The sequence below is a fragment of the Erwinia sp. Eh17-17 genome (assembly GCF_039675725.1).
GTDB lineage: Bacteria > Pseudomonadota > Gammaproteobacteria > Enterobacterales > Enterobacteriaceae > Erwinia.
The window spans coordinates 161770-179970 of record NZ_JBDFQT010000007.1; the positions used below are offsets into that span (position 1 = coordinate 161770).

Below are 18201 nucleotides of genomic sequence, written 5' to 3' on the forward strand. Positions count from 1 at the left end.
TGTTGCACAAATGGCAACGCTCTTTTTCTCAGGGCGCATTTTATTATGGCGGTGCCTTTGCTATCTTCGCGCAGGGTTCACGTATAAAGGAAACAAGGCATGAAAGCAGGTTGGGCAAAATATCTGGTGACCGGCACGCTGCTGGCGCTGCTGGCAGGGTGCTCGTCAAAACCCACCGATCGTGGGCAGCAGTATAAGGACGGGAAACTCGACCAGCCGCTGGCGCTGGTCAATCAGCCCAATGCTAAAGGACGCCCGGTTAACGGCAAAGACTTTGCCGACCAGGTTTCTCAAATTCGTTTCGCCTCATCGGGAATGTATTCGCGTCAGGCCGGGACTTACAGCGCAATAGAGAGCTGGCTGATGGCCGGGGGCGATACCCGTCAGCTGCGCCAGTTCGGGCTGGATGCTTATCAGATGGAAGGGACCGACAACTACGGTAACGTTCAGTTTACCGGCTACTACACGCCGGTTCTGCAAGCGCGTTATACCCGGCAGGGCGAGTTCCAGTATCCTTTATACCGTATGCCGCCGCGCGCTAAGGGCAGGAAGCTGCCAAGCCGTGCTGACATTTACAGCGGTGCGCTGGATGAGCGCTATATCGCGGGTTACAGCAATTCGCTGATGGATAACTTTATTATGGACGTGCAGGGCAGCGGCTACGTGGACTATGGCGATGGTCGCCCGCTGACGTTCTTTGGCTACGGCGGCAAAAATGGCCACCCTTACCGCAGCATCGGTAAAGTGCTGATCGACCGTGGCGAAGTGAAGCGTGAAGATATGTCGATGCAGGCCATCCGCAAGTGGGGCGAGGATCACAGCCCGGCTGAGGTGCGCGAACTGCTGGAGCAGAATCCATCCTTCGTCTTCTTTAAGCCTGAGAACTTTGCCCCGGTGCGCGGGGCCAGCGCCGTCCCGCTGGTGGCGAAAGCCTCCGTTGCCGCTGATCGTGCGCTGATCCCACCGGGTACCGCGCTGCTGGCGGAAATTCCGCTGCTGGACAATAACGGTAAATTTACCGGAAAATACGAGATGCGCATCATGGTGTCGCTGGATGTCGGCGGGGCCATTAAAGGCCAGCACTTCGATATTTACCAGGGCATTGGCCCGGACGCCGGGCATATGGCGGGCTGGTTTAACCATTATGGCCGCGTCTGGGTGTTGAAAAACGCGCCTGGGGCCGGTACGCCACTGTTCTCTTCAGCACAGAATAACGCCTCTCAGAGTGGTTTACTGGTCAGCCAGTAAGCCTGCGGCGGGTCGCTCTGTCGGCCCGCTGTCTGCCCGAATGATTGCAAGGAATAATAAATGATGGTTCTCTCAGATGCCTGGCGGCAACGCTTTGGCGGCACAGCCCGCTTGTATGGTCAGTCAGCGCTGCAGCTGTTTGCTGACGCTCACGTCTGCGTAGTGGGCATTGGCGGTGTCGGGTCGTGGGCGGCGGAAGCGCTGGTACGCACCGGCATCGGGGCCATTACCCTGATCGATATGGATGATGTCTGTGTGACCAACACCAATCGTCAGGTTCATGCGCTGAAAGAGAATGTGGGCCGGTCGAAAACGGAAGTGATGGCTGAACGCCTGCTGGCGATTAACCCGGAGTGCCGTGTGACCTGCGTGGACGACTTTATCACGCCGGACAATACGGCGGAGCTGATAGGTCAGGATTTCAGCTATGTCATTGATGCAATTGACAGCGTGCGGCCGAAAGCTGCGCTGCTGGCGTGGTGTCGCCGTCATAAAGTGCCGCTGGTGACGACCGGAGGCGCGGGCGGTCAGATTGATCCAACGCAGATCCAGGTGGCGGATCTGGCCAAAACCATTCAGGATCCGCTGGCGGCAAAACTGCGCGAACGGCTGAAGGGCGATTTTAACATCGTGAAAAACAGCAAAGGCAAGCTGGGGATCGACTGCGTGTTCTCAACCGAGGCGCTGATGTATCCGCAGCCGGATGGTTCCGTATGCGCTTCGCGCAGTACCGCCGAAGGGCCAAAGCGCATGGACTGTGCGGCAGGATTTGGTGCGGCAACCATGGTGACCGCGACCTTTGGCTTTGTGGCGGTTTCCCACGCGCTGAAGAAAATGATGGCGAAAGCCGCACGTCAGGAAATCAGCGCGGCGGATGTTTAAGGCAGGTTAACTATTTCGATGATAATTTAATGTCTGATTCTCAGTGGGAGGCACGGCATGATTAAAGTCACAGCACCTTTGTTAAGCCTGTTTTGCGCGCTTTCCGCCTGTGCAGCCGGGGCCGATTATTCCTGGCAGCCTCAGGAGCCTGCGGAGTGGGAACAGCAGCAGCGCGACAAGACGCCTGCTCCGGCCCCCTCTGGCGCATCACGCTGGAGTGCCGAGGAAATCACGCGCCAGCAGGCACAGCAGGCGCAGATTCAACAGCAAAATGAGCAGTATTTACGCCAGCAGCAAAGAGATAAAGATGCGCGCAATCCTGCGTGCAGCCAGAACGCCGGGCTGAACGATAACAACGATGAGCGCCATCGTCGTGATGGGATGCGCTATGGTCCCAACGGCGCGCCGTCCCGCCAGATGAATACGGGCTGTAGCAGTGAGGCGCTGACCTTTACGCTGGGAGAGTAGCCGTGCGCCTGACCGCATCGGCCAGCGCCTGTAATCCGGCGCTGCGCGATGCGCTGAGCTGATCCTTTAATCCCAGTCCGTCAAACAGTGCCAGCAGGTCCATTTCGCGGATCTGCGCGGGCGTTTTCCCTTCAACCGAACTCAGCAGGACCGCCAGTAAGCCACGCACGATGCGTCCTTCACTGTCGCCATAAAAGTGCAGACGCCCGTCTGCTAACCGCTGATGTCCCAGCCAGACGCGATTTTCACAGCCGCTCAGTTCGATCTCTGCCGTTTTCAGCCTGTCGGGCAGAGCCGGCAGCCGCTTACCCAGCAGGATGAGCTGGCGATAGCGATCTTCCCACTGGCGGAAGCTGGCGAACTGTGCCAGAAGTGAATCGGCGGTAATCTCTGTGCCAAACGGGTGCGGGTTCATCATCGGTTCATTCATCGTTTAATCTGCCAGTAAGGTCAGGGCGGAGGTCATGGCCGCGACCAGCGCATCCACATCGTCTGTCGTATTGTAAGGGGCGAAAGAAGCGCGCAGGGTGCCGCTGACGCCAAGGGCGGCCAGCAGCGGCTGGGCGCAGTGCTGACCGGCACGTACCGCTATGCCGCTGTTCGCCAGCAGCGTCACCACATCGCTGTGATGGACGCCGGCAATATCAAAGGCCAGCAGGCTTGAGCCGCTGGCGCGGTAGCTGCGAAAACCGGGCAGGGCGGCCAGCCGGGTTTCTGCCTGCGTGGCGAGTTCGCAGCTCCAGCGCTCGGCTGCCGCCCAATCGATGCTGCTCATCCACTCCAGCGCGGCGCTGAGACCGATGACCCCGGCGACGTTCGGCGTACCCGCTTCAAAACACCAGGGCACTGCCTGGGGGGTAAATCCGTCGAAGTTTACCTGGCTTAACATCTTGCCGCCACCCTGCCACGGCACCATTTCCGCCAGCCGTTCCGCTTTGCCATACAGCGCACCGATGCCCATCGGGCCATACAGCTTATGGCCGGAAAATGCATAGAAATCAATATCCAGCGCCTGGACATCCGGCGGGCAGTGCACCACGCCCTGGGCACCATCCACCATTACTTTGGCCCCGCAGCTGTGCGCAAGGCCGATCGCCTGACGCAGATCCGGGCAGCCGCCGGTGACGTTGGACATCTGCCCTACGGCCAGCAGGCGCGTGCGTGCATTCAACAGCGCCGGAAGCTGGCCGATATCCGGCAGGCGGTCACGGCCAATCGGCCATTTAATGACGCGGGCTCCGGTCTGCTCTGCCACCATCAGCCACGGCACCAGGTTGGCATGGTGCTCGGCTTCGCTGACAACGATTTCATCCCCTGGCTGTAAGCGCGGGCGCAGCCAGCCCTGTGCCACCAGGTTAATCGCCTCGGTGGTGCCTTTGGTCCAGACGATCGTGTGACCGTCTGCGGCATTTAGCCGTTCAGCGACCTGAGTGCGAGCCTCTTCAAAGCGCGCGGTCAGACGCTGAGCGGCGGCAAACTGGCTGCGGTGAACCGTCCCGGCACTCAGGCGGTAGAACTGTTCGGTAGCGTCGATAACGGCCTGCGGTTTCAGCGCGGTCGCGGCGCTGTCGAGGTAACAGGCGGCATCAGCAAGTGCGGGAAACTGCTGGCGAAACTGCAGCGGATCGAATGACGTCATACTCTTGTGCAACCCTCAGGGATAGTTAGTGCTGTTTTAGGACCAGACTGAAATGAATGTGGTTTTCTGGCAAAGCTGGAAAAGCGCGTTATGCTGAATTATGACTGCTTTTAGTCTTTGCCCGCAAATAGAAGGGCTGTTCCGGCAGGCAGATTACCCGTTGTTTGCCACTCTTTTGACAGCTCATTGGGGACTTCTTGTCTCATAATGGAGAGATAAAAATGAAAAAATTAGCTGCTGTGATTGCTGTCTGTGCCATGACGTTTACTCTGGCTGCTTGTTCGAGTAATTATGTCATGCACACCAATGATGGCCGGACTATCGTTGCCGAGGGCAAGCCTATGGTAGACGATGATACCGGGATGATCAGCTATAAAGATGCCAACGGTACCAAACAGCAGATTAACCGTTCTGATGTCAAAGAAATGGTTGAGATGGGTCAGTAATACGCAGGCAAAAAAAAGCACCGCGCTAAGGCGGTGCTATTAAAAATCAATATGGACAGACAGGGTAAATCTACAGGAATAAAAAGGTAGCCAGGCTACCAGACCCGAAAATCGTCAGGTCAATTGCAAACACAACATCACGACACAAGCCAAAAGCCCCTCAAAATTCCGCGAGTTAACACCAAATTTTAATGCGCTTTTCGTTCCGGCTCAGGAAGTGCCGCAACTATAGGTATTTGCTGGTAGTTCCTCAACGGACAATTTATAATGCCTCGGATAAAAAAAACTAATACGTAACTCTGTGTAACAGAGCCACACCCGGCCGCGACGAAAAGTACCCATCGACCATGTCTAAACGTTTGCCACCTTTGAATGCGCTGCGGGTTTTTGACGCTGCTGCGCGTTATCTCAGTTTTACCAAAGCCGCAGAAGAACTGTTTGTGACCCAGGCGGCTGTCAGCCACCAGATTAAGTCACTGGAGGATTTTCTGGGCCTGAAGCTGTTCCGCCGCCGCAATCGTTCGCTGCTGTTGACCGAAGAGGGGCAGAGTTATTACCTCGATATTAAGGAAATTTTTACCGCGCTGAACGACGCCACGCGAAAACTGCAGGCCCGTAGTGCAAAAGGGGCGCTGACGGTCAGTTTGCTGCCGAGTTTTGCCATTCAGTGGCTGGTGCCGCGACTTACCAGCTTTAACTCAGCTTATCCGGGAATAGACGTGCGTATTCAGGCGGTGGACCGTGATGAAGAGAAGCTGGCTGATGATGTTGACGTGGCGATTTTTTACGGGCGCGGCAACTGGCCGGGGCTGCGTGTGGAAAAACTGTATGCAGAGTACCTGCTGCCGGTGTGTTCCCCGCTGTTGTTAACCGGCGAACGTCCGCTGACGTCACCCGCGGCGCTGGCAGAACACACGCTGCTGCACGATGCATCCCGCCGTGACTGGCAGGCCTATACCCGCCAGCTGGGGCTCAACAGTATCAACGTACAGCAGGGTCCCATTTTCAGCCACAGTGCGATGGTGCTGCAGGCGGCAATCCACGGTCAGGGCGTGGCGCTGGCCAACAACGTTATGGCGCAAAGTGAAATCGAAGCCGGCAGACTGGTTTGCCCGTTTAATGACGTGCTGGTCAGTAAAAATGCTTTTTATCTGGTTTGTCATGACAGTCAGGCAGAACTGGGTAAAATAGCCGCCTTCCGTCAGTGGATCCTGGCGAAAGCGGCCAGCGAACAAGAAAAATTTCGCTTTCGTTACGAGCACTGATCGCGCCGCCCTGTCCGGTAAACGACAGGAATGATGAACAGGCGGCAGAGGGGTATCCCTCTGTCCTGATAGAGGATGGTTCAATGTCCAGTCGTGCAATGCTGGTTTTCTCTGCCATCAGTGGATTCTTCTACGTGATGCTGGGGGCTTTTGGTGCCCACGTGTTAAGCAAGTCGCTGGGAAGCGCAGAAATGGCCTGGATGAAAACCGGGCTGGAGTACCAGGCGTTTCATACCCTGGCGATACTCGGTATAGCGGCTGCGATGCAGCGCCGGGCAAATATCTGGTTTTACTGGAGTAGCGCATTTCTGGCTCTCGGCACGGTTTTGTTCAGCGGCAGTCTTTACTGTCTGGCGCTGTCGCACCTGAAATTATGGGTTTATATCACCCCGATTGGCGGCACCTGCTTCCTGATCGGTTGGGTTTTGATGTTGGTTGGCGCTCTGCGTCTGAAAAAAAGGGCAGATCGCCATGAATAAGATTTTACTGTATTGCCGTCAGGGTTTTGAGAAAGAGTGTGCGGCTGAAATTACCGCTAAAGCCGCTGAGCGCGAAGTGTACGGTTTCGCTAGGGTGAAAGACGATTCCGCCTACGTGCTGTTTGAATGCTATCAGCAGGGAGAAGCCGAGAAGTTGCTCAACGAACTGCCGTTCAGCGAGCTGATTTTCTCCCGTCAGATGATCGTGGTGGGCGAACTGCTGCGCGACCTGCCGACGGAAGACCGCATTTCGCCGGTGGCGGGCATGCTGACTGGCGTGGTGGAAAAGGGCGGCGATCTGCGTGTTGAAGTGCCTGACACCAACGCCAGCAAAGAGCTGCTTAAATTCTGCCGTAAGTTCACCGTGCCGCTGCGTGCCAGCCTGCGTAAAGCGGGGATTCTGCTCAATTATGAAAGCAACAAGCGCCCCGTGGTTCACGTGTTCTTTATTGCTTCCGGCTGCTGCTATGTGGGCTATTCTCTGCCGCACAACAACTCGGCGCTGTTTATGGGCATTCCGCGACTGAAGTTCCCTTCCGATGCGCCAAGCCGTTCCACGCTCAAGCTGGAAGAGGCTTTCCACGTGTTTATTCCTGCCGACGAGTGGGATGAACGCCTGGCCAGCGGCATGTGGGCGGTGGATCTCGGTGCCTGCCCCGGCGGCTGGACCTATCAGCTGGTGCAGCGCAGCATGATGGTGAACGCCGTCGATAACGGCCCGATGGCGCCCAGCCTGATGGATACCGGGCAGGTGTTCCACCAGCGCGAAGACGGTTTCAAATATCGCCCGACGCGCAGCAATAACTACTGGGTGGTGTGCGATATGGTGGAAAAACCGATTCGCGTGGCGAACCTGATGGCCGACTGGCTGGTGAACGGCTGGTGCCGCGAAGCGATCTTCAATCTCAAGCTGCCGATGAAAAAACGCTACGAGGAAGTGTCGCAGAACCTGGCGATGATCGATGAAAAGCTGAAAGAAAACGGGATTAACGCCCAGATTCAGGCGCGTCAGCTCTATCACGATCGTGAAGAAGTGACGGTACATATCCGTCGCATCTGGAGTGCGGCTCCGGGCCGTCGCGACGAACGCTAGAACACCCTCAGGGGGCAGGCCTCGCCCCCGGTAAAACGTGGGTCGGGCATGCCCGACCTCTACGACAACGGCAATCGTAACTCTTTCAAATTCCCTTCCAGCACCAGATCCGTTTTTAGCGTGGCCACCTGCTGACAGATTTCCGCCATCTGCTGATGTTGTGCCAGCTTTTTGCGCCATTTTTCCGGCACCTGATCCAGCTGCTGATAGATCTCTGCGAGCGAACCGAACTGCTGTAACAGCAGGCTGGCACTTTTGCCACCAATACCGGCGACGCCCGGAATCTTGCTGCTGCTGATACCGGCCAGCCCCCAGTAGTCGGGCAGCTGCGCCGGGGCAACGCCAAATTCGGCAGCAATAAAGGGCACGTCGAGCCAGCGTTTCTGGAAATAATCGCGGATTTGAATGGTCGGTGCCAGTAGCTGGCAGTAGCCTTTATCGGTGGAGACAATCGTCGCCTGGTGACCCGCGCTGGCCACCTTGCTGGCTAAGGTCGCGGCCAGATCGTCAGCTTCATCCCCTTTTGAATGCCAGCTGGCGATGCCGATACTGGCAAACGCCGCCCGCAACAGCGGCATCTCGTCACGCAGGGCCTCCGGCATCGGTGAGCGGCCTGCCTTATAGTCTGGCAGTAGCTGATGTCGCCAGCTGTCGCTGCGATCGTCATCATCAAAGACGGCCACGGCGTGAGTCGGATGGGTATGCAGCAACAGCTGTTGCAGGGCATTCAGACAGGTTTCCTGGCAGGGAGACCCCTGGACGGCGTGAATGCGCCGAATCAGATTCAGCGCATCGATAATTAACAGATGGTTCATCAGATAACCCTGAGCGGCCCGCAGGCCGCTCTTTTACTTAATGATTTCGTAGCAGGGGATATAGGCGCTGCCCGGCAGCTTCATGCGGTGTTGGGCAACAAATCCCTGGAGCAGGTCGTCCATACGACGCATGATTTCCGGGTCGCCGTGCAGTTTATACGGTCCTTTCTCTTTAATGGCTTTAATGCCCACGTCTTTCACATTCCCGGCAACGATACCAGAGAAGGCACGTCGCAGTGCTGCTGCCAGCTGCTCAGCAGGCTGATCAGGAGAAAGGTTGAGGTTTGCCATGTTCTCGTGGCTCGGCATAAACGGCATTTGCAGGTCGGGAGCAATACGCAGCGCCCAGTTAAAGCTGTAAGCGTCTCCCGTTTCGCGACGGTGCTCTTTCACCTTCGGCATGGCTTTTTTCATCAGACGCGCCACTTCAGCCGCATCATCAATGATAATGGTGTAGTGCTTACGCGCTTCATCGCCCAGCGTGTTGATAATGAACTCGTCCAGCACGCGGAAGTAGTCGGCGCTCTCTTTCGGACCGGTCAGGATCAGCGGCAGTACCTGGTCGTGGTTATGCGGATTCATCAAAATACCCAGCAGGTAGAGCAGCTCTTCCGCTGTTCCCACGCCGCCGGGGAAGATGATGATGCCGTGGGCGATACGCACAAAGGCTTCCAGACGTTTTTCAATATCCGGCATGATGATCAGTTCGTTCACCAGCGGGTTAGGCGGTTCGGCCGCAATGATTGACGGCTCGGTCAGACCGATAAAGCGACTGTCTCTGTAACGCTGTTGAGCATGGCCCACTGCCGCCCCTTTCATCGGGGCTTCCATCACGCCCGGTCCGCAGCCGGTACAGATATTCAGCTCCCGCAGACCCAACTGGGAACCGACGTTGCGGCAGTACTGGTATTCAATCGCGTTAATTGAATGGCCACCCCAGCACACGACGGTGTTGGGCTCTTCACCGACGTGCAGCGCCCGCGCATTGCGCAGAATGGAGAAAACCAGGTTGGTAATATGGACCGGATCTTCGGCTTTCAGCTGCTGGAAGCGTCCGGCGTTATCAATCTGGCCGTTCAGGAACAGAATATCGCGCAGCACCGCAAACAGGTTTGCCTGCAGGGCACGGATGATTCGCCCGTCAACGAACGCCTCTTCCGGTGGATTAATCAGTTCCAGTTTGACGCCGCGCTCACGACGCAGCACGTTGATATCAAAACTTTCGAATCGGGAGAGCAGTTCGTGGCTGCTGTCAGTCTGGCTTCCGGAGTTAAGCACTGCCAGTGAGCAGTTACGAAAGAGCTGATAGAGGTCGCTGCTGGCCGTGCGCTTCAGCATATCGACTTCAAGCTGAGATAGTAGATCCATAGAGCCAAGAGGGCTGACATGTGTAATCAAGTGAACTCCTTTACACCCGCCGGGTGTGCGGTAACTCCACGACCTCGCGGCCGCAGAGGCAAGATATCCTTAGACAATTTCACGGGCTGACCGAAAAAGAGGGTCAGCCCTACGCCGACCTTATGTAGGGGGCGACCTTTTTCTCCGGTCGACCCGTGCCGAAGATATGCACTGAAAGCAACATATCGCTGTCCGTTGCCAGAGTAGCCTTATTCATCGATGTTTAACAACAGGTTAACGTGCGCCAGCTCAGAATTACTGACGAACCAGCCTGGAGCGGGTTGCCACAAACTTGCCGTTGGTGCGCCAGGGGTTAATGTCCAGCCCGCCGCGCCGGGTGTAGCGGGCATACACGCTTAACGATTCCGGCTGACAATATTGCAGAATGTCGCTGAAGATACGTTCAACGCACTGCTCATGAAACTCATTGTGATGGCGGAAAGAGACCAGATAACGCAGCAGCGCCTCGCGCTGAATGCGCGGACCGCGGTAGCTGATCTGTACCGAGCCCCAGTCAGGCTGGTTAGTGATCAGGCAGTTAGATTTCAGCAGATGGCTGACCAGCTGCTCTTCGACGATTTCTCCGGCGGTTGCGTTACGCAGGTAGTCGGCGCTGAACTGATAGTTATCAATGACAATATCCTGCTCATCAATACACTCACCGCTAAAATGGCCTATCGGCTGACCTTCAATTTCCTGAAGACGGAACAGCGCCACGCTGACATGGCCACCGGCGCAGGCGCTGAGGTCGCGCTCCAGCGTCTGACGCACCTCGCCCCAGTCGGCGAACGGGGTCTGATTGAAACTGTTCAGATAGAGCTTAAAGCTCTTGGACTCGATCAGATTAAGGCTGTTAGCATCCAGCGTGACCTCGCCGATCGCCACCTGGGGCAGCCCCTTGCTGTTCAGCCAGGAGAGCTCATACAGCGTCCAGATATCCGCGCCGCTAAAGGGCAGATTATCCGGATAGAGGCCCAGCGGCTCGCGGTTCAGGCTACGCGGTACTGCCTGCAGCAGATCGGGCTGATAGCTGTCGTGATATTCAGTGGGTTTCCCCAGCGTCAGGCCTTCCAGTGCCTGATGATCGTCGTATGAAGACATGGTGTTACCTTGTGTTACCTTAGGGTGCCCGCGCGGCAGACGCTATGGCAAATTCCTGAGTATGGTGGGTACTGTCAAAGCGCGTGAGGCGCACAGGATGACGAGTACAACAGGCTGTCAGTGTAACCCAGCAAGCAAAGAGTGAAAAAATAATGATCGAAGAAACCTCCCAGGCATTACGCGATTTTAGTCAGCGCTATGGCGATCTCTGGCAGCAGCAGCATGGACATGCGCCAGCCAGCGCTGACCTGCACGGCATACCGTCGCCCTGCATCGTTGCCACCCATGATGATGAAGTCTGGTGGCAGCCGCAGCCCTTTACGCTGGCGAAAAACCTTGATGCCGTGGAACGGGCGCTGGATCTGAGCCTGCAACCCGCGGTGACCGGCTTCTACACCGCACAATTTGCCGGCGACATGGCGGGAACTTTTGCCGGACAGCGGATGTCTCTAGTACAGGTGTGGAGTGAAGATGATTTTGTGCGCGTGCAGGAAAACCTGATCGGGCACCTGGTGATGAAGCGCCGTTTGAAACATTCTCCAACGCTGTTCATCGCCACTACCGAGTCTGAACTGGAAGTCGTATCGGTGTGTAACCTGACGGGTGAAGTGATTATTGAGCAGTTAGGCACCCAAAAGCGCCAGGTGATAGCGCCTTCCGTTGAGAATTTTCTTATTCTGTTACAACCCCTTAGCGATCGTTAATGCGATTTCGCCCTTCCCGCATGTGCGAGATCTCTCACAAACCCTGTGAGAGATCGCTCCCATTGATGCAGACATATCAATCGTTAAAATTGTAAAAATATTGTAGATCATAACGTTAGGGCATTTTCCCTGACGCGGTCTGTCTGTAAAGCCGAAAAAGCCCGCTGAGGTGTCTTGTTTGGTTATGCTGATCGGGCAGAATAGCACCCATCGCGAAGGACGCTCAGGACTGGAACAGACATCAGGATGATGTACTCATGGAATGAGTTGGACCCGTCAGGATGACGTATCAGGGACAGGCTTCGGGATGAAGTAAGGAAACCTCAGGAAGAGGTAAAGGACACCTCCAGGATGGAGAATGTGAACCGAACAGGACGGTCGGTGGTCAGGGATGTCAAAGGATCAGCGTCAGGATGATGCTTAGCTCAGGAGAGCGACAGGAATAGTTTTCAAGGATGAGCAGGGAGCATAAAGGTAGCTGGAACGCTGCAAACGGACCAGGGGCACTGTTAATACAGTGCCCCTTTTTTCGTTGAAATTTTTACCCTGCGCGGTGCGGATGCTATGCTTTGCGCCCTTTATCCCCGAAGCTAAATCAGGAGGTTGCTCATGAGCCGTGAACAGCAGGTGCAGCAACGATTGCTGGCGATTGAAACGCAACTCAGACAGGCCGGTTTATGGCAGACCGTCGCCCCCACCAGCGAGGCGTTTGCCAGCACGGAGCCATTCTGTGTTGACACCATGACGCCGTTGCAGTGGCTGCAATGGATTTTTTTACCGCGCATGCAGGCGCTGCTGGATGCCGGGGCCCCGCTGCCGGTATCGCTGGCTATTGCCCCCTATTACGAAGTCTGGCTTGAGGGGGAGACCCCTGAGCGTGCCCGGCTGCTGCATTGCTTAAATGAATTCGACCAGCTTTTTGAGTCAGCAAACTGATGCTGGAGATCATTTATCAGGATCGGTGGCTGGTGGCGGTGAACAAACCGTCGGGCTGGCTGGTTCACCGCAGCTGGCTCGATCGTCATGAAACCCGGTTTGTGATGCAGACCGTGCGCGACCAGATTGGGCAGCACGTTTTTACCGTACACCGTCTCGATCGCCCCACCTCCGGCGTGCTGCTGATGGCGCTGTCGGGCGATGTGGCACGCTTACTCTCGCAGCAGTTCGAACACCATCAGCTGCAAAAAACTTATCATGCGGTGGTGCGTGGCTGGCTGGAAGGGGAGGAGACGCTCGACTATCCCCTGACCGAAGAGCTGGACAAAATTGCCGATAAATTCAGCCAGCCGGAAAAAGCACCGCAGTCGGCGGTAACCCACTGGCGCGGGCTGGCAACCACCGAACAGCCGGTGCCGGCAGGGCCCTATGACACGTCACGCTATTCGCTGGTGGAGATGAAGCCGCAGTCCGGGCGAAAGCACCAGCTGCGCCGTCATATGACCCATCTGCGTCATCCGATCATTGGCGACAGCGCACACGGCGACCTGAAGCAGAACCGCGCCGCTGTGGCAAACTTTGGCATGAACCGCCTGATGCTGCACGCCAGCGAACTGTGCCTGACGCACCCGGTCACCGCTGAACCGCTGGTACTGCGTGCCGGGCTGGATGAGGTCTGGCAGACGGTTATCGACAGGTTTGGCTGGCAGCAGCATCTCCCTGAGATCGCGCGGGTTGAGTTCATGGCGGAAAGTGCGCAGGATAGTGAGCAATATAAGCAGCAGTAACGGAGAAGAGTCATGGCTGAGGTAGGCATTTTTGTAGGTACTGTTTACGGTAACGCATTGTTAGTGGCTGAAGAGGCGGAACCCTTACTGGCGGCGGCCGGGCATCAGGTGAAGATCTATGAAGATCCGACGCTGGACGACTGGCAGAAGTATGCCGAAAAAGTGGCGCTGGTGATTACCTCAACCACAGGGCAGGGCGATCTGCCGGACAGTATCGTTTCGCTGTTTAATGGCATCAAAGACAAGCTGGGCTACCAGCCGCATCTGCGTTACGGCATTATCGCCCTGGGCGACAGCAGCTACGAGGCGTTCTGCGGCGGCGGCGAAAAGTTTGCTGCGCTGTTGCACGATCAGAGTGCCGTGCGTGTGGGCGAGATGCTGCGAGTCGATGCGACCGAAAACCCGGAACCGGAAGAGGTCACCTCGCCGTGGGTAGAGCAGTGGGCTAAACTTATCGCATAAACACGCCGTAGGGGTCGATCATTTCTTCCGATCGACCCGTTGTTTTTCCGATCGACCCGCGATTTTCCGCGCGACCCATACCAGTGATTTATACCCGCAGCCAACCAGACGGATAGCCCATGAAAATTGTTATCGCTCCGGATTCCTGGAAAGAAAGCCTTTCTGCACTTCAGGTTGCCACCCAGATTGAAACGGGTTTTCGCGACATTTTCCCCGATGCTCAATACGTTAAACTGCCGGTTGCCGACGGTGGCGAAGGTACTGTCGATGCCATGGTCGCGGCCACTGGCGGTCAGCGCATCTCGCTGCGGGTGACCGGCCCGCAGGGCTATCCCATCGATGCCTTTTATGGCCTGTCGGGCGACGGGCGCTGCGCCATTATTGAGATGGCCGCCGCCAGCGGGCTGGAGGGCGTTCCCCCCGCACAGCGCGATGCGCTGACCGCTACCAGCTGGGGGACCGGTGAACTGATCCGCGATGCGCTGGATCGGGGTATTGAGCGGATCATTATCGGCATCGGTGGCAGCGCCACCAATGACGGCGGTGCAGGGATGGTTCAGGCGCTGGGCGCAAGGCTGCTGGATAATGCCGGAAATCAAATCGGCTTTGGCGGGGCGGCACTGGCGCAGCTTGACGTAATTGATATCAGCGGACTGGATGCACGTATTGCCCGCTGCCGCATTGAAGTGGCCTGCGACGTTACCAATCCGCTGACCGGAGAGAATGGCGCATCAGTGGTGTTTGGCCCGCAAAAAGGCGCGACGCCCGAGCAGGTCAGCTTACTGGACCATGCACTGACCCACTATGCGGCGGTCATTAAGCGCTGTCTGCATTGCGATGTGATGGCGCTGCCGGGTGGCGGCGCTGCCGGAGGGATGGGGGCCGGGCTGGTGGCTTTCTGCCAGGCCGATCTGCGTCCGGGCATTGAGATTGTCACCGAGGCACTGGGGCTGGATGCGCTAGTGCGCGATGCCACGCTGGTGATCACCGGAGAAGGGCGCATCGACAGTCAGACCATTCACGGTAAGGTGCCTGTCGGCGTGGCGCGCGTGGCGAAGCGCTATAACAAACCGGTGATCGCCATTGCCGGTAGCCTGACGCGCGATGCTGACGTGGTCCATCAGCACGGAGTGGATGCGATATTTAGCGTCATCTATCGTATTTGCAGCCTGGAAGATGCGCTGGAGAATGCGGCGGAAAACCTGCGCATCAGCGCCCGTAATATTGCTGCTACCCTGAATATCGGGCAGCAGCTTTAGAGGGCGGCCTGCGGGGTTACAGCTTCAGGCGCTCTTTGGCCAGCCGCGCCACGTTTTGCATTTCATCCAGCAGCTCGAAGAGCTCCGGCTCGACCAGCGTCAGATCGTCGCTGTTGCGCAGGCTCTGCTCCAGCTGCTGGCAGAGCTGCTTCATGCGGGGCACCCCGCTATAGCTGGCGCTGCCGTGCAGTTTATGGATGATATCGCGCAGGGCGGTGGTATTGTTCTCCGCTGTATATTGCTCCACCAGCGTCTGCACTTCCGGCAGGAAATCGACCAGCATCTGTAACAGATCGCGCGCCAGATCGGGCTTGTTCGCCGCCTGACGCAGCGCCAGCGGCCAGTCGAGTGAGGCGGGAACCTCTGATACTGGCGTCAGCTCACGCTGGCCCGCCGGGGTGTATCGCGCCAGCAGGCGGCTCAGTTTTTGCTCGTCGATAGGCTTAGCCAGATAGTCGTTCATCCCGGCCTTAATCAACTGTTCCCGCTCACCGTCCAGCGCATGTGCCGTCACGGCAACAATCGGGGTGTTTGCGTGCTGGGGGAGGGTGCGGATCGCTTCACTGGCGCGGATGCCGTCGATTTCCGGCATCTGGATATCCATCAGAATAATATCAAGATGCTGATGCCGGGCCTGGCGAATCGCCGCCTCGCCGCTGTCGCACAGCACAATCTCTGCGACCTGTTCTTCCAGCAGCGCGCCAATCAGCTTCAGATTGGCCGGGTTATCATCCACCGCCATCACGCGTAACGGCAGACGCTGACGCTCGGTCAGTGGCAGGGCATCGCGATGGTGGTTGTCAACCAGCAGAGGCAGCAGGCGGGTCATGGAAATAGGCTTGATCAAGCAGGCGGTGACGCCGCGCCCCTTCAGCTCCTCAGCGTAGACCTGCATCTGGAACGGCAGACCCATAATCACGCTGCTGGCGCGTTGCAGGATCGGCGTCAGCTGCTCGCTGGTCATCTCCAGATTTTGTGGGTCGGCGATCGGCAGCCCCATCAGCAGCACGTCGTAGTGTGCTTCAGGCAGTTCACTGAGCGACGGACTGTAGCTGATGTTCATGGGCGTTGCGGCAAGCATATCCAGCAGGGCCTTTGCCGCTGTCTCGTTCGGTTCGACGTACGCCATGCGCTGGCCTTCAATGCAGTCCATCACCCGTGGGTCGCTGGCGGCATTCGGGTTCAGGGCCAGATTGACGTGGAACCAGAAGGTGGAACCGTGATTGAGGCGGCTATGGAAGGAGATTTCACCGCCCATTTCGTTGACCAGTTTCTGGGTAATGACCAGCCCCAGTCCGGTGCCGCCGTGACGGCGAGAAATGCTGGCATCTGCCTGACGGAAAGCCTGGAACAGCTGTGACTGCTGTTTTTCTGAAATTCCGATCCCGCTGTCGTGGATCTGGACCTCCAGCTCCATGCGGTTGTTGCTGAGCGCACGTTTCTCGACGCGAATATCAATATTGCCGCGCTCAGTAAACTTGATCGCATTGCCGAGCAGGTTGACGATAATCTGCTGCATCCGCAGCGGATCGCCGATGGCATTATCCGGGACGTCGCCCTGAATATTCAGGGTCAGCTCCAGCCCTTTCTCATGCGCTGACTGCGCCAGCAGCACCACCACTTCATCAAGCGTGGCGCGCAGCGGGAAAGGAATGGTTTCCAGAATCAGCTTCCCGGCTTCCAGCTTCGAAAAGTCGAGTACGTCATTAATAATGCTCAGCAGGTTATTGGCCGAGCGTTCAATGGTATGCAGGTAGTCGCGCTGGGTGGAATTCAGCGTAGTTTTCAGCGTCTGGCGGGTAAAACCAATCACACCGTTCAGCGGGGTGCGCAGCTCGTGCGACATGTTGGCAAGGAACTCTGACTTAATACGCGCCGCTTCCTGGGCACGTTTTTTAGCCAGGTCCAGTTCGACGTTCTGGATCTCCATCTGCTCCAGCGTCTCACGCAGATCGGAAGTCGCCTGATCGATATTCTGCTGCATCTCTTCGTGATAGGCGGTCAGCGACATTGCCATGGAGTTAATGCCGTTCTTCAGCACGTCCAGTTCACCGAGCATGTAGCCTTCCACGCGACTGTCCAGCTGACCCCGGCGGATGCGGTCAACGGTACTGACCATATTGCGGATTGGCCCGGTGACGTCGCGCATCAGGCGGTAGGCAAACAGCATGGCAATACATAAACAGAGCAGCAGCAGCAGGGTGGAAATAAACACCTCTTTATACTGCTGTAACCTGACTGACTGCAGGTCCAGCTCAATGGCCACATAGCCGAGCGGGTTACCGGTGGGTTTTGCATCCTGACCCGGTGATTCATCCGGATAATAGGTTTCAGACAGGATCGGGGTGCGCAGGATCACTGAATTGCCGCTGCGCTGTTTCATATAACGCGTGGTTAACGGCGTATTGTCCGGCAGGCGCAGTAGATCCGGCGTCTGATGATAGTTAGAGGTGACGAACAGCTGATTGTGATCGTCGAACACCGAAATCGCCCGCACAATATCGGAGTGACGGCGGTGCAGCAGGCTGACCAGCTGGCGCACTGATTCGCGGCTGTGGAAGGTCATACCGTATTCACTGGAAACGGCCAGCGGTTCGATAATATTGACCCCGGCATCGGTCAACTGACTCTGTAATTCGTTGTAGCGGTTAACCACAAAAAAGGTGGAGAGCAGCAGCCCGATCATCAGCGTCGGTGCCAGAATCAAAATCATCATTCGAGCCCGCAGGCTGTATTTGGTCATAATATTCCCTGTGCGCGGCGTTCGCTCTGTGCCGTCCCTCTGGCATCGTGGTCTGAACCGGAAGATGGCAGCCCCTGCTGAGGCAGGCCATTCCCGATTATTACTGGCGGTAATGATGACGTGTGATCGGCAAAGAAACAATGGAGAAATTTTAGCGGCTAAAAGAGTCAGTTGCCCCACGATGAGGCCCAAATTTGATGCATGATTTCGCCCTGTCAGACTGCTGCTGCTGGTAAGGGTACCCTGAGCACGCGCTGGAGTCAGGCGGACAAGGGGCGGGCAAATTTGCGTGGCGTTTCTAAATGTCGAAGACTATTTCTCGCAAAAACTGGAACAATTTTCGCATAAGCCTAAGCTATGACGGCTGCTATCCTGATTGGGCGGGGGAGCTTACTGGAAGCTATCATCTGCTTATCAGGAAAGTGCCTGAAAATGTCGCAGGTGTGGAAGGCATTGCAGCATTAGCAGCGAAGGC

18 protein-coding genes are annotated in these 18201 nt (G+C 56.8%); 12 read left to right on the top strand and 6 right to left on the bottom strand.

The annotated features are described in order from the left end of the window. Nucleotides 1-99: 99 nt before the first annotated feature. The 3 genes from mltA to ABEH87_RS17460 are packed head-to-tail and all read left to right on the top strand — an operon-like array spanning nucleotide 100 to nucleotide 2598. A complete protein-coding gene (mltA, locus tag ABEH87_RS17450; RefSeq protein WP_346578140.1) occupies nucleotides 100-1248 on the top strand; it encodes a murein transglycosylase A in 1149 nt (382 codons plus the stop codon). Between the two features lie 60 nt (nucleotides 1249-1308). After that, complete coding sequence (tcdA, locus tag ABEH87_RS17455) at nucleotides 1309-2130, top strand: tRNA cyclic N6-threonylcarbamoyladenosine(37) synthase TcdA (protein WP_346578142.1); 822 nt, start codon at nucleotides 1309-1311, stop codon at nucleotides 2128-2130. A 57-nt stretch (nucleotides 2131-2187) separates the two neighbouring features. After that, nucleotides 2188-2598 (top strand): hypothetical protein, encoded by a 411-nt coding sequence (locus ABEH87_RS17460; protein ID WP_346578144.1) that lies wholly within the window; start codon nucleotides 2188-2190, stop codon nucleotides 2596-2598. Here the strand turns inward: ABEH87_RS17460 and csdE are convergent. Continuing rightward, complete coding sequence (gene csdE / locus ABEH87_RS17465; protein WP_346578145.1) at nucleotides 2582-3028, bottom strand: cysteine desulfurase sulfur acceptor subunit CsdE; 447 nt, start codon at nucleotides 3026-3028, stop codon at nucleotides 2582-2584. The genes ABEH87_RS17460 and csdE overlap by 17 nt on opposite strands. Before the next feature lie 3 nt (nucleotides 3029-3031). Continuing rightward, the gene (csdA, locus tag ABEH87_RS17470; RefSeq protein WP_346578146.1) at nucleotides 3032-4237 is read right to left on the bottom strand and encodes a cysteine desulfurase CsdA; all 1206 of its coding nucleotides are present in this window, start codon (nucleotides 4235-4237) and stop codon (nucleotides 3032-3034) included. A gap of 221 nt (nucleotides 4238-4458) precedes the next feature. Between csdA and ABEH87_RS17475 the strand changes: the two genes are divergently transcribed. From ABEH87_RS17475 to rlmM, 4 genes are all read left to right on the top strand, one after another. After that, nucleotides 4459-4683, top strand: a complete 225-nt coding sequence (locus tag ABEH87_RS17475; protein WP_346578147.1) for a YgdI/YgdR family lipoprotein — start codon at nucleotides 4459-4461, stop codon at nucleotides 4681-4683. Between the two features lie 347 nt (nucleotides 4684-5030). Beyond that, the gene (locus tag ABEH87_RS17480) at nucleotides 5031-5948 is read left to right on the top strand and encodes a transcriptional regulator GcvA (RefSeq protein WP_346578149.1); all 918 of its coding nucleotides are present in this window, start codon (nucleotides 5031-5033) and stop codon (nucleotides 5946-5948) included. Between the two features lie 83 nt (nucleotides 5949-6031). Further along, nucleotides 6032-6427: a DUF423 domain-containing protein gene (locus ABEH87_RS17485; protein ID WP_346578150.1), complete on the top strand. Its 396-nt coding sequence runs from the start codon at nucleotides 6032-6034 to the stop codon at nucleotides 6425-6427. Continuing rightward, a complete protein-coding gene (rlmM, locus tag ABEH87_RS17490; RefSeq protein ID WP_346578151.1) occupies nucleotides 6420-7520 on the top strand; it encodes a 23S rRNA (cytidine(2498)-2'-O)-methyltransferase RlmM in 1101 nt (366 codons plus the stop codon). Before ABEH87_RS17485 ends, rlmM begins: the two co-directional genes overlap by 8 nt. A gap of 59 nt (nucleotides 7521-7579) precedes the next feature. On the opposite strand, the gene xni is transcribed toward rlmM, so the two are convergent. The 3 genes from xni to queF form a co-directional block, all read right to left on the bottom strand. Beyond that, entirely contained in the window at nucleotides 7580-8338 is a 759-nt protein-coding gene (xni, locus tag ABEH87_RS17495) for a flap endonuclease Xni (RefSeq protein ID WP_346578244.1), read from the bottom strand. Between the two features lie 30 nt (nucleotides 8339-8368). Beyond that, on the bottom strand, nucleotides 8369-9733 hold the full coding sequence (ppnN, locus tag ABEH87_RS17500) for a nucleotide 5'-monophosphate nucleosidase PpnN (protein ID WP_346578153.1): 1365 nt from the start codon (nucleotides 9731-9733) through the stop codon (nucleotides 8369-8371). Between the two features lie 255 nt (nucleotides 9734-9988). Beyond that, on the bottom strand, nucleotides 9989-10834 hold the full coding sequence (gene queF / locus ABEH87_RS17505) for an NADPH-dependent 7-cyano-7-deazaguanine reductase QueF (protein ID WP_346578155.1): 846 nt from the start codon (nucleotides 10832-10834) through the stop codon (nucleotides 9989-9991). Between the two features lie 152 nt (nucleotides 10835-10986). Here queF and syd point away from each other — a divergent pair, with 152 nt between their 5' ends. The 5 genes from syd (at nucleotide 10987) to ABEH87_RS17530 (ending at nucleotide 14983) form a co-directional block, all read left to right on the top strand. Further along, entirely contained in the window at nucleotides 10987-11538 is a 552-nt protein-coding gene (gene syd / locus ABEH87_RS17510; protein ID WP_346578157.1) for a SecY-interacting protein, read from the top strand. A gap of 609 nt (nucleotides 11539-12147) precedes the next feature. After that, on the top strand, nucleotides 12148-12474 hold the full coding sequence (locus tag ABEH87_RS17515) for a YqcC family protein (RefSeq protein ID WP_346578159.1): 327 nt from the start codon (nucleotides 12148-12150) through the stop codon (nucleotides 12472-12474). Then, the gene (gene truC, locus ABEH87_RS17520; RefSeq protein ID WP_346578160.1) at nucleotides 12474-13262 is read left to right on the top strand and encodes a tRNA pseudouridine(65) synthase TruC; all 789 of its coding nucleotides are present in this window, start codon (nucleotides 12474-12476) and stop codon (nucleotides 13260-13262) included. The genes ABEH87_RS17515 and truC overlap by 1 nt, the downstream gene beginning before the upstream one ends. 12 nt (nucleotides 13263-13274) lie before the next feature. Then, nucleotides 13275-13724, top strand: a complete 450-nt coding sequence (locus tag ABEH87_RS17525) for a flavodoxin (protein ID WP_346578162.1) — start codon at nucleotides 13275-13277, stop codon at nucleotides 13722-13724. 119 nt (nucleotides 13725-13843) lie between these two features. Then, the gene (locus ABEH87_RS17530) at nucleotides 13844-14983 is read left to right on the top strand and encodes a glycerate kinase (RefSeq protein WP_346578164.1); all 1140 of its coding nucleotides are present in this window, start codon (nucleotides 13844-13846) and stop codon (nucleotides 14981-14983) included. Between the two features lie 16 nt (nucleotides 14984-14999). On the opposite strand, the gene barA is transcribed toward ABEH87_RS17530, so the two are convergent. Next, entirely contained in the window at nucleotides 15000-17726 is a 2727-nt protein-coding gene (barA, locus tag ABEH87_RS17535) for a two-component sensor histidine kinase BarA (protein ID WP_346578166.1), read from the bottom strand. Between the last annotated feature and the right edge of the window lie 475 nt (nucleotides 17727-18201).

Excerpts from the sequence above, each read along its gene's own strand:
- ABEH87_RS17525 (WP_346578162.1), top strand. The coding sequence starts at position 13,275 with ATGGCTGAGGTAGGCATTTTTGTAGGTACTGTTTACGGTAACGCATTG.
- csdA (WP_346578146.1), bottom strand. The coding sequence starts at position 4,237 with ATGACGTCATTCGATCCGCTGCAGTTTCGCCAGCAGTTTCCCGCACTT.
- barA (WP_346578166.1), bottom strand. The coding sequence starts at position 17,726 with ATGACCAAATACAGCCTGCGGGCTCGAATGATGATTTTGATTCTGGCA.
- syd (WP_346578157.1), top strand. The coding sequence starts at position 10,987 with ATGATCGAAGAAACCTCCCAGGCATTACGCGATTTTAGTCAGCGCTAT.
- truC (WP_346578160.1), top strand. The coding sequence starts at position 12,474 with ATGCTGGAGATCATTTATCAGGATCGGTGGCTGGTGGCGGTGAACAAA.
- ABEH87_RS17485 (WP_346578150.1), top strand. The coding sequence starts at position 6,032 with ATGTCCAGTCGTGCAATGCTGGTTTTCTCTGCCATCAGTGGATTCTTC.
- csdE (WP_346578145.1), bottom strand. The coding sequence starts at position 3,028 with ATGAATGAACCGATGATGAACCCGCACCCGTTTGGCACAGAGATTACC.
- queF (WP_346578155.1), bottom strand. The coding sequence starts at position 10,834 with ATGTCTTCATACGACGATCATCAGGCACTGGAAGGCCTGACGCTGGGG.
- ABEH87_RS17460 (WP_346578144.1), top strand. The coding sequence starts at position 2,188 with ATGATTAAAGTCACAGCACCTTTGTTAAGCCTGTTTTGCGCGCTTTCC.
- ABEH87_RS17475 (WP_346578147.1), top strand. The coding sequence starts at position 4,459 with ATGAAAAAATTAGCTGCTGTGATTGCTGTCTGTGCCATGACGTTTACT.
- mltA (WP_346578140.1), top strand. The coding sequence starts at position 100 with ATGAAAGCAGGTTGGGCAAAATATCTGGTGACCGGCACGCTGCTGGCG.
- ABEH87_RS17530 (WP_346578164.1), top strand. The coding sequence starts at position 13,844 with ATGAAAATTGTTATCGCTCCGGATTCCTGGAAAGAAAGCCTTTCTGCA.
- rlmM (WP_346578151.1), top strand. The coding sequence starts at position 6,420 with ATGAATAAGATTTTACTGTATTGCCGTCAGGGTTTTGAGAAAGAGTGT.
- tcdA (WP_346578142.1), top strand. The coding sequence starts at position 1,309 with ATGATGGTTCTCTCAGATGCCTGGCGGCAACGCTTTGGCGGCACAGCC.
- ABEH87_RS17515 (WP_346578159.1), top strand. The coding sequence starts at position 12,148 with ATGAGCCGTGAACAGCAGGTGCAGCAACGATTGCTGGCGATTGAAACG.
- ABEH87_RS17480 (WP_346578149.1), top strand. The coding sequence starts at position 5,031 with ATGTCTAAACGTTTGCCACCTTTGAATGCGCTGCGGGTTTTTGACGCT.